The sequence below is a fragment of the Microvirga sp. 2TAF3 genome (genome assembly GCF_052114965.1).
In the GTDB taxonomy this organism is placed as follows: domain Bacteria; phylum Pseudomonadota; class Alphaproteobacteria; order Rhizobiales; family Beijerinckiaceae; genus Microvirga.
This window is the reverse complement of record NZ_JBFRFT010000056.1, coordinates 1-1055: the sequence shown is the minus strand read 5'-3', so window position 1 is coordinate 1055 and position 1055 is coordinate 1. Positions and strand designations below refer to the sequence as shown.

2 protein-coding genes are annotated in these 1055 nt (G+C 62.9%); both read left to right on the top strand.

The features are described 5' to 3' along the window. Nucleotides 1–77: 77 nt before the first annotated feature. Entirely contained in the window at nucleotides 78–500 is a 423-nt protein-coding gene (locus AB4Y97_RS20980; protein WP_442000970.1) for a helix-turn-helix domain-containing protein, read from the top strand. Further along, a complete protein-coding gene (locus tag AB4Y97_RS20975) occupies nucleotides 389–1039 on the top strand; it encodes an IS630 family transposase (protein ID WP_442000971.1) in 651 nt (216 codons plus the stop codon). Before AB4Y97_RS20980 ends, AB4Y97_RS20975 begins: the two co-directional genes overlap by 112 nt. The last annotated feature ends 16 nt before the right edge of the window (nucleotides 1040–1055 follow it).

Below are 1055 nucleotides of genomic sequence, written 5' to 3'. Positions count from 1 at the left end.
TAAAGCGCTTTTGATCTGGGCTTGAATCCATTGGGGTGATCTGTGCGTTGACTGGGAGATGGCCCAGGAGGCAAGCCATGCCCCAGCCCTATTCGCCTGATCTGCGGGAGCGTGTTCTGGTTGCCTGTAAGCGCGGCGACCTTCCTCAGGTCGAGATTGCCCGCCGTTTTCAGGTCTGTCCCGCCACCGTGTCAAACTGGCGCCGCCAAGAGCGCGAGGAAGGCCGACGCTGCCCGAAGCCGCACAGCGGCGGCGTGCCCTCGCGCCTGGATGCAGCAGCTCTGGAGGTGCTGCGCCAGCTGGTCGTCGAGGACAATGATGCGCTGCTGCGCGAATATCGCGAGCGCCTGTTCAACCGCACCGGCGTGACGGTGTGTCTGGCGGTGATCTGCGAGGCGCTCAAGCGTCTCAAGCTGCGCCCCAAAAAAAGACGCTTCGGGCGGCCGAGCAGGAGCGGCCCGAGATTGCCGCCGAGCGTGAGGCTTATCGCCAGCAGATGAGCACGCTGCCCGTGGAACGCTTGGTGTTCCTGGATGAAAGCGGCGTCACCACCAAAATGGCCCGTACCCATGCGAGAGCCCCACGCGGGCAACGCGCCTATGGTTCGATCCCGCTGGGCTCCTGGCAGCGGCTGACGGTGTTAGGTGCGCTGGCGTGTGAGGGCCTGGTGGCCACGATGGGCATCGAGGCATCCACCTCGACCTCCGTGCTGCTGGCCTATCTCGAACAGGTGCTGGTGCCGAAACTGCGGCAAGTGAAGCCTGATGCCATTCTGGTGCTCGATAACCTGCGCCCGCATCATGCCACACAAGTGCGGGAGTTGCTCGCGCAGGCCGGAATTGGACTGCTGTACCTGCCGCGCTATTCGCCCGAGTTCAATCCGATAGAGCAAGCCTGGGCCAAGGTGAAAGAGCGGCTCAAGGCGAGAGCTGCCCGCAGCCTCGAAGCCTTGGAAGCAGAACTCAAACCAGCCCTCGACGCCATCACTGCAAAAGATGCCCGAGGCTGGATCAGGCACGCCGGCTATGTCCTACACTGAAACCAAAAGCGCTTTA

What these genes read in the sequence shown, in the direction of transcription:
- AB4Y97_RS20980 (WP_442000970.1), top strand. Translation starts at nt 78, where the DNA reads ATGCCCCAGCCCTATTCGCCTGATCTGCGGGAGCGTGTTCTGGTTGCC.